8 protein-coding genes are annotated in these 8,183 nt (G+C 36.8%); 2 read left to right on the forward strand and 6 right to left on the reverse strand.

All coding sequences use genetic code 11. The features are described from left to right. Positions 1-227 precede the first annotated feature (227 nt). The 4 genes from ASU31_RS26770 to mutS form a co-directional block, all read right to left on the reverse strand. Positions 228-833: a thioredoxin family protein gene (locus ASU31_RS26770; RefSeq protein ID WP_057935296.1), complete on the reverse strand. Its 606-nt coding sequence runs from the start codon at positions 831-833 to the stop codon at positions 228-230. Positions 834-839: 6 nt separating this feature from the next. Beyond that, positions 840-1,307 (reverse strand): TlpA family protein disulfide reductase, encoded by a 468-nt coding sequence (locus ASU31_RS26775; protein WP_057935297.1) that lies wholly within the window; start codon positions 1,305-1,307, stop codon positions 840-842. A 208-nt stretch (positions 1,308-1,515) separates the two neighbouring features. Further along, complete coding sequence (locus ASU31_RS26780; protein WP_057935298.1) at positions 1,516-2,040, reverse strand: C40 family peptidase; 525 nt, start codon at positions 2,038-2,040, stop codon at positions 1,516-1,518. A 173-nt stretch (positions 2,041-2,213) separates the two neighbouring features. Continuing rightward, complete coding sequence (mutS, locus tag ASU31_RS26785) at positions 2,214-4,793, reverse strand: DNA mismatch repair protein MutS (protein WP_245224624.1); 2,580 nt, start codon at positions 4,791-4,793, stop codon at positions 2,214-2,216. A 578-nt stretch (positions 4,794-5,371) separates the two neighbouring features. Here mutS and ASU31_RS26790 point away from each other — a divergent pair. Further along, the gene (locus ASU31_RS26790; protein ID WP_057935300.1) at positions 5,372-6,121 is read left to right on the forward strand and encodes a phospholipase D-like domain-containing protein; all 750 of its coding nucleotides are present in this window, start codon (positions 5,372-5,374) and stop codon (positions 6,119-6,121) included. A 74-nt stretch (positions 6,122-6,195) separates the two neighbouring features. Continuing rightward, positions 6,196-6,510, forward strand: a complete 315-nt coding sequence (locus ASU31_RS26795) for an HPF/RaiA family ribosome-associated protein (protein ID WP_057935301.1) — start codon at positions 6,196-6,198, stop codon at positions 6,508-6,510. Positions 6,511-6,627: 117 nt separating this feature from the next. On the opposite strand, the gene ASU31_RS26800 is transcribed toward ASU31_RS26795, so the two are convergent. After that, positions 6,628-7,230, reverse strand: coding sequence for a hypothetical protein (locus ASU31_RS26800; protein ID WP_057935302.1), 603 nt, complete (start codon positions 7,228-7,230; stop codon positions 6,628-6,630). Between the two features lie 14 nt (positions 7,231-7,244). Further along, positions 7,245-7,973 (reverse strand): menaquinone biosynthetic enzyme MqnA/MqnD family protein, encoded by a 729-nt coding sequence (locus tag ASU31_RS26805; RefSeq protein WP_057935303.1) that lies wholly within the window; start codon positions 7,971-7,973, stop codon positions 7,245-7,247. Between the last annotated feature and the right edge of the window lie 210 nt (positions 7,974-8,183).

Below are 8,183 nucleotides of genomic sequence, written 5' to 3' on the forward strand. Positions count from 1 at the left end.
GGGATCGGGCTGCACTGTTCTGTCCAAACAACTGGCTTCAAAAGAAAAATTTTCAGCCGGCATTTTTTGTTTCTTTTTGATGCCAAAAAGAAAGAGCCCTTCGGCGGCGGCGAGCCGAGGCAAGACTGTGGAATGGCAAAAGAAATCAATTATACGCCGCTAATATTGATTTTTATAAAAATTATACCTCAGGATTGACATATATATCTATGATACAACTTCTTTGTTTAGCCTTTTTTCCATTTTATACCACAGCCAACAGCTTTAGTTGATGCAATTGCAGGCTTTTTACCGATGGATAATTCGTTAACTGCATTTTTAACATACTCTACTTTTGTGCTGTTTGCTTCTTCCGGATCGTTATCTATGGCACCAATGTACTCAACCACGTTTCCTTTGCCGGTTTTGTTCAACACAAAAACATGTGGTGTTCTGGTAGCGCCAAACTGTTTGGTTACCACATGATCGGGATCTAAAAGATAAGGGAAATTGAATTTCTTTTCTGAGGCCAGTGCCTGCATTTTTTGGAAACTTTCGTCCGGTACGGCCCCAGCATCGTTTGGATTAATAGCCACAACAGGATAACCTTTTACTGCATAAGTTGCATTTAAAGCGGAGATGCGATCCTGATAAGCTTTTGCCACCGGGCAGGTATTACAGGTGAAAACCACAATATACCCCTTTGCATCCTTGTAATCGGCCAAGGCAACCATTTTGTTGTTTACGTTTTTCAGCGAGAAATCTTTTACTACATCGCCCACTTTATAACCTTCAGTCTGTGCAAATGCGAATCCTGAAATCAGCATAAAAGCCACTAAAATCAATCTTTTCATAACGATCTATTTTAAGTTTAACAAAGTATTTTTCAGTTCAGTTTCTGTAAATTCTTTCTCATAAAAACGTCTGGCTTTCTTGTTCACAAACAATGTAGCAGGAATAGCACCCGACCATTTTTTATCTATCCTTTCAATATACTGTTGTTGGTCGGGTTCGTTTAAAAGAAATACTTCAGCATTAATTTTATTGTTCAACACAAATGGAACCACTTCCTTTTGCAATTTTGACTTAAAATCTAAACTCACTAAAAGCACCTTAACAGGCTTCTTTAAATTGGCTAAACGTAATTTCTCGAAATTCGGCAACTCAGCCACACATGGCGAACACCAGGTAGCCCAGAAATTGATTACATAAGTCGTATCTTTTCCATTGGCAATGCGTTTATCCAACTCATCCAGTTTGAGCAATTTCACCTGCGCTGTAGCACAATAAGTAATTAAAGATAAGCAGATTATGAGAAATACACGCATAAATGAATAACGAAATTTGGTTGATTTTGTTTTTAATGTCCGTCACCCTGAACAGTTGTTCGTCATTCCCGCGCAGGCGGGAATCTTAATGAAACCAACAAGCCTTACCAAGGTATGATTTCCAAATAATTCGGAAAAGGAGAATCCATATTAAAGATTTCTCTCCCGAAAGTTCGGGATTGCACTACAGTCGAAATGACGACAAATATCAATTCACCGATCCCGATTTAACCAATACACGCTGATAAGCAGGAAGTGTTAAATCATCAACAATTACGCCTCTGGTAGTGCTTGCATGCACGAAAAAACCATTGTTGAGGTATACGCCCACATGGTCTACATCATTGCCGCCAAAAGAGAAAAACACCAGATCTCCTTCCTTCAAATTATCTATATTTTTACGCTTTACCACATTGGCTTGCTCACGTGAAATACGTGGAAGTGTAACTCCATAAATTTCTTTCTCCAATAAAAAAGCAAAACCAGAGCAATCAATACCACCTTTATCTAAACCGCCAAAACGGTACTTTACACCTGTCCAATCGGTAATGAAACGATAGAGTGGTTTGCTTTGTAAATTTGCCATGGCATCTGCCGCTTTAGAAGCTTTAGTGTCACTTTTAACCGTGTACTTACGCGTACCGCATGACGAAAGAAAAACTGTGAGTGTTATTAAGTAAAAAATATTTTTGAGGCGTAAGGTATAAGGTGGAAGGTTTAAGGTTATTTCCATCGTGTCAATTTTATGGTCACTAAATTATTACTATTCTTATATTAAGCTTATTTTTCAGTGTAAGGCTTAGATTTTAATATTATTTCAATGGCATCAATATTTTTGTTCTTGAGATACTTAACCTTAAACCTCAAACCTTACACCTAACTTCAGCCTTAAACCTCTAACCTTTCTTAGTTCTTAATCAATCGTTGTATTTCGTCCAGTTTCAATAAAGCTTCAACAGGTGTTAATGCGTTTACATCCAAATTATTCAATGTATCACGGATTTTCACCAGAACAGGATCATCAATAGCAAACATCTGTAACTGATAAGCCTGATTCTGCACTTTTTTAATGCTATCTTTTATGCTTTGTCCTTCTGTACGGTCTATTTCCAGTTTTTTCAATATCTCGTTCGCGCGACCAATTAGTTTAGTTGGCATACCGGCCATTTTTGCTACGTGTATACCAAAACTGTGTTCACTGCCACCAGGAACGAGTTTCCGTAAAAAGATTACCTTATTGGTCATTTCTTTTACCGATACATTAAAGTTTTTAATGCGCGGCATGGTATTGGCCAGTTCATTTAACTCATGATAGTGGGTGGCAAATAAGGTTTTTGGTCTGGCAGTTGGATGCTGATGCAAAAATTCGGCAATAGCCCAGGCGATTGAAATACCATCATAAGTACTCGTTCCGCGGCCAATCTCATCGAGTAAGATTAAACTGTCATCCGAAATGTTGTTCAGGATACTGGCCGTTTCATTCATTTCGACCATAAACGTACTTTCTCCTGAAGAAATATTATCAGATGCCCCTACCCTGGTAAAAATCTTATCTACAATACCTACTTCCGCATCTTTAGCAGGAACGAAGGAACCCATTTGCGCCATCAATACAATCAGTGCAGTTTGCCTTAAAATGGCCGACTTACCCGCCATGTTGGGTCCGGTAATCATAATAATCTGCTGACTTTCGGTATCGAGGTAAACATCATTGGTGATGTATTCCTCTCCAACAGGCAGTTGTTTCTCAATTACCGGGTGACGGCCACCTTTAATATCAAGCACTTTATTTTCGGTAACTTTCGGCTTGTTATAATGGTTTTTAGCCGCTAACTGTGCGAAACACAATAAACAATCAAGCTGCGCAATTAAAAACGAATCGAGTTGGATCGGTTTAATATAACTGGCAGTTTCGTACATCAGTTCGTTGTATAAACGGATTTCGATTGCCTGGATCTTTTCCTCTGCACCTAAAATCTGATCTTCGTATTCTTTAAGCTCTGGTGTAATATAACGCTCGGCATTTACAAGTGTTTGCTTGCGGATCCAGCCTGCAGGTACTTTATCTTTATGGGTATGGGTAACTTCCAAATAATAACCAAAAACGTTATTAAAGGCAATTTTTAACGATGGTATTCCCGTTGCCTCTGCTTCGCGTTTTTGTATCTGCACCAGATAATCTTTACCGCCAAAAGCTATTTTACGCAAGCGGTCTAAATCTTCATCAATACCATCGGCAATTACATTCCCTTTAATCAGCAAAGCTGGTGGCTCTAGTTGTAATTCCCTTTCAATTCTCTCCCTAATAGCCAAACACGGATTTAACTGATCTGCTATTTTAATCAGGAAAGGGTTTTTAGAATCGGCAGCCAGTTTTTTAACCGCTTCGATATGGTAAAGTGCGCGTTTTAAAGCAACCAATTCTCTGGGACCAACACGTTGAAGGCCTACTTTAGAAATGAGTCGTTCTAAATCGCCAATCTGTTTAATGTTATTTAGAAACTCGCCTTGTAATTCTTCATGTTTTACAAAATACTCCACCATTCCAAGTCGTTCCTGGATTGGTTTCAATTCTTTTAATGGCATAATGATCCACTTCTGCAACAAACGTGCGCCCATTGGGGTACAGGTATGGTCCAAAATATCGAACAAGGTTACGGCGTTATCGTTAGGCGAATTCACCAATTCGAGGTTACGGATTGTGAAACGGTCTAACCACATGTAACGGTCTTCTTCAATGCGGCCGATCGAACTAATGTGTTGTAGATTACGGTGCTCGGTTTCACCCAAATAGTGTAGAATAACGCCGGCAGCAACAATTCCGCTCTGTAAACGCTCTACACCAAAACCTTTTAACGAAGAAACCTCAAAGTGTTTCATCAGGGTTTCATTTCCAAAATCAGTGGTAAAAGGCCATTCGTCTAAACCAAAAGTGTAAAAACGGTCGCCGAAGTGCTCGGTAAATGCCTGTCGTTTCGATTTCTGAAAAATAACTTCTGTTGGCTTAAAGCCTTGTAAAAGTTTATCAATATAATCGCTGTTACCCTGTGCAATTAAAAATTCACCTGTCGATATATCTAAGAATGAAACACCCAGCTGTGTTTTATCAAAGAAAACACAGGCGAGGAAATTGTTCGATTTTTGGTTTACAATATTATCACCGTAAGCTACTCCAGGCGTAACCAATTCTGTTACACCACGTTTAACAATGGTTTTTGTGGTTTTAGGATCTTCCAGCTGATCGCAAATGGCTACGCGTTGTCCTGCCCGTACCAATTTGGATAAATAATTATCCAATGAGTGATGCGGAAAACCAGCCAGTTCTAAAGCGCCGCCATTAGGGCCAGTGCCTCTTCTGGTTAATACGATGCCTAAAATCTGTGCCGTTTTAATGGCATCTTCGCCAAAGGTTTCATAAAAATCGCCAACCCTAAATAGTAAAAGTGCGCCCGGATACTTCGCCTTAATTGCGTTGTATTGCTGCATTAACGGGGTTTCTTTATTCGTGTCTTTAGCCAAAACTGAAATTAATTTACAAAAGCCATAAAGATAACACGAATAAGCATTTTACAGCTGTTTTGTTGAAAAGTTAAAAGATTGTTAGTTTGTTTAACCGCTCAAATGTTTAAATCTGCTATTTGAAAGGCATCCTAGTTAACCAATTTATACAGTTTAAACAGTTAACCACTATTTGGAAATGAAGGGTTCTGTACATTTCGGGGCATGCAGTCCTGCTATTCACTTTACTTCGTTACACTCGTGTTCGTTCCTATCAGGTTTAGGTACAAGGGTCTGTTTTAATCCAGTTGCATCATTGTTTTTTTCTTCAACAGTTAACCATCATTTGGAAATGAAGGGTTCTGTGCATTTCGGATAGTACAGTCCGTTATCCGCTTTACTTCGTTACACTCGTGTTCGCTCCTACCAGGTTTAGGCACATTGGTTTGATTAATAAAATTCTTATTATTTATCAAAAAATATTACCTTAATCATGATACTACTTACATTAAATAAATATATTATAATGAGATAGTTAACAAAAATAGAAACTTAAGATCTTAGCCATGTACTACAATAATGCACTTTGTGATATTTATATTGGAAAAGGGGCAGGTAAAAAGTTAATGGACGATATGAGGGGTGCAAAACATTCTGTCAAAATCATATCCCCTTACCTGTCACCATACCTGATTTCAGAATTGATTAATCTAAAAGATAAAAACATTGATGTTAAGTTAATTACCACAAACAATATCGAGGATTTTTATGGTGATCGTGAAAGAAATATCTATAAACTCATTATTCAGAAATGCAACACAGACTTTGATAAACAAATAATTAGGAATAAGTGGATTAAGCTTGCAGAAACACTCTCATACATTAGCTACGGCCTAATAGCGCTATCCATTGTATTGGCTTATTATTTCAGAGACCTTAAAATATTCCTAGGTTTTATACCTATAATTATTCTATTCTTGATACGAGGTTTGTACAAGATAAAAATTAAAAACCTTAGGATCTATTCTTACCACTATACTCAGCTATTTCCTTTTAAAGTATATATGTGTAATGAAAAAACATCTTTAATTCACAGTAAAATATACCTAATTGATGGTCAGATCGCCTATATGGGATCGTTAAACTTTACTGCAAGTGGAACCCAGTACAACCATGAGACTCGAATTAGAACTACGGACATTAACGCAATTGAGAAAATAAATAAGGAGATTGACGACCTTTTTGAAAACCCTTATATGCTTGCGGCAGATCTACAGCTTTGGGGAAGACAATTATACATTGAACCTATTAACTAAAATTAACACTAATTTCAAAACGTTTTGCCCCTATTGCTGTTACATCTATATAAATTTAACCTAATATTATAATTATGACGATCCAATTGAATACCGACAAAAACTTAACCATTCACCAGGAATACGATGAAAAAATTCAGACACAGTTAAATGAAGGTTTGAGCAGATATAGCGATTTAATTACTCGTCTGGAGGTCCATTTATCTGATGAAAATGGCAGTAAAGATGGCTTAGACGATAAAAGATGTTTATTAGAGGCCAGGATTACCGGAAAAGATCCTATAGCCGTTACCAATATGGGCAATACCTACGATTTGGCTATTACAGGTGCATTAACGAAATTAAAAAGCACACTCGAAAAAGTGGCTGGGAAAATGAAAGCGCATTAAATCCGTTCGTCACCCTGAACTGAGTCCTAGAGAACTCACCAAAGGTAATTTAGTTCAGGGTTTATCAAACAAAATACTTTTATAATAAAAAAGCAATCTGACTAGATTGCTTTTTTATTATGATGTTGGTCGCCCTCCTTTATTACTAAATTGATTATAACATTTTCCATTTAAAAATTCAAATTTAGTACTGAGTACAACTTTTTTTAATGCGTCATCGCTTTCCTCATTCATTGTACTTATGTGAAGGTTACCTTCTTTGCAAATTGAACCGAGCACACTTTGAGATTCATCGGTAAAATAAACATATTGAACAATTCCATTTGTTCCCACCAGATCAGCAAGATGTTTAATGAACTGAGGCAAATTTTGCTTATTTATGATTAAGCCTCCTTTAAAATCCTTACCTATACCTTCATTTTCAAGAAATTGCATCCCTTTTTTAAAGTTTTTATATTTTCCTTCTCGAAATCTCCATGCTAACTTCTCATCTCCCAAGAATATAAAACAATCTGATTTTAAACCCTTTAAAAGATGATTAAGTTCTTCTCCTAATGCCTTAACATGTTTTTTATTAGTTTTTGATGTGATAGTTAGAATATAATTGGCGAAGGTTTCCGGATAGAAATAATCGTAGTCTTCAATTTCCCCATTATAATTTCTTTGCGGAAATATAGGATATTTAGCAAGACATTTCTTTCTTTTTATCTTTTTAATCACCTTATAGCTGTTTTTTAAGCTAGCTGCTCAATATATCCCAAAAACAGCTTTAAAGCTTTCTTTCTGTCATCGGTAACATCAAATTGAAGTTTGTGGTACAGGTAATCTTCCAGGTCGAAATTCGACACTTCAGGTAATTCCTGTAAAACATTTTTTCTATGCGCTAAACCAAATTTTAAAGCGGCATTAAATTCAGCCTTAAATTCTTGTGAGATTTCTTTATTGGCCACCCAGGCAGCATACATAAATGGTAATCCGGTAAAGTTTTTCCACTCTTCACCCATATCGTAAGCGTAAGCAAAATCTTCTTTTTTACCAAAGGTTCTATCACCGATTAAAACAAAAGCATCCGTTTTTGTAGTAGGATCAGTAGTAAATTCCACTTCTTTTTTCCAATGGAACTTCAACAATACTTTAGCTAAATTATTCGATGTACGCGAGTGGGTATCCAGTCTTATCGTTTTAATTTCCTGGGCAGGAACTTCACTAAAAATGAATACAGAATTTACACCTCCATCACTTCCGATACAATAATCAGCTACAATATTCGCATTGGGAACCAAGGGAATAGCCGCTACAGGCATTAAACCGATATCAACCTGACCATTAATTACTTTAGCTGCGCAATCTGAAGGAATATCTAAACTTAAATCAATTTTATTTATAATGTCCGAATGTTCTAATCCGTATATAAAAGCTTTGGTATTGGTATAGGCAACAGCCGATATTTTAATCTTATTCAAGGTGTTATGTTAAATCTTTTATTATCACTCGCCATGGTTCGTGTCCTCACGAACCATTATATAAATCCCTTTATCCTGCCAACATCCTGAAAGAAATCCGATAGCTATCGGATCAGGATGACTAACTGTGGAAGTTATTCAACTATTAAACCATCCAAATGAACGGCACTGTTAAATTCAAGAACAGTAAATTTTCCATCTTCGAAACCC

Source organism: Pedobacter ginsenosidimutans, assembly GCF_001442625.1.
Taxonomy (GTDB): domain Bacteria; phylum Bacteroidota; class Bacteroidia; order Sphingobacteriales; family Sphingobacteriaceae; genus Pedobacter; species Pedobacter ginsenosidimutans.

Coding starts and splice junctions, on each gene's coding strand:
- ASU31_RS26770 (WP_057935296.1), bottom strand. CDS start 833: ATGAAAAGATTGATTTTAGTGGCTTTTATGCTGATTTCAGGATTCGCA.
- ASU31_RS26775 (WP_057935297.1), bottom strand. CDS start 1,307: ATGCGTGTATTTCTCATAATCTGCTTATCTTTAATTACTTATTGTGCT.
- ASU31_RS26780 (WP_057935298.1), bottom strand. CDS start 2,040: ATGGAAATAACCTTAAACCTTCCACCTTATACCTTACGCCTCAAAAAT.
- mutS (WP_245224624.1), bottom strand. CDS start 4,793: ATGCAGCAATACAACGCAATTAAGGCGAAGTATCCGGGCGCACTTTTA.
- ASU31_RS26790 (WP_057935300.1), top strand. CDS start 5,372: ATGTACTACAATAATGCACTTTGTGATATTTATATTGGAAAAGGGGCA.
- ASU31_RS26795 (WP_057935301.1), top strand. CDS start 6,196: ATGACGATCCAATTGAATACCGACAAAAACTTAACCATTCACCAGGAA.